Source organism: Clostridium yunnanense, from assembly GCF_016595795.1.
Classification (GTDB): domain Bacteria; phylum Bacillota; class Clostridia; order Clostridiales; family Clostridiaceae; genus Clostridium_AR; species Clostridium_AR yunnanense.
On the sequence record NZ_JAENHN010000021.1, the window covers coordinates 1 to 543 of the forward strand.

Below are 543 nucleotides of genomic sequence, written 5' to 3' on the forward strand. Positions count from 1 at the left end.
TCCATTTTTAGAATATCTATATCTCCACTGTAATCATAATAAGTATAGTTATTTATTGTATCTACTCCATAACCTTTTTTGAAGATATATGTGTCTGCTCCATAACCACCGTTTAGACTATCACTACCTTCTCCACCATCTAAAACATCATTGCCATCAGAACCATTTAACTTGTCATTTCCCTTTCCACCATAAAGAGCATCGTTATAACCAGCTCCATTTAAGGTATCATTTCCTCCATTTCCTCTAAGAACATTATTTAGATCCCAAAAACCATTTATAGTGTCATCATTTTCAGTACCATCTATATCAGGTACAACAACTGATTTTACTTTTGCTATATCCCATACTGCGCCGTTAGCAAACTGTATCTTGTCTAAAGCATAAGTTCCATAGTTAAAGTATCCAGTTACAACCGCCTTGTCCCCGGTCAGACTTCCGTCGACGTTCTTTACTCTTAGTTCTAAGTCATTTCCTATTCTTCTTGCTACCACTTCATTGTCATTTATGTCATCCATTTTTAGAATATCTATATCTCCACTG

Annotated in this window: 1 protein-coding gene; it reads right to left on the reverse strand. The window is 35.4% G+C overall.

The features are described from left to right. The coding region (locus tag JHL18_RS06395; protein ID WP_274600940.1) for a calcium-binding protein at window positions 1–518 on the reverse strand (518 nt) is incomplete at its 3' end. Window positions 519–543: the final 25 nt, after the last annotated feature.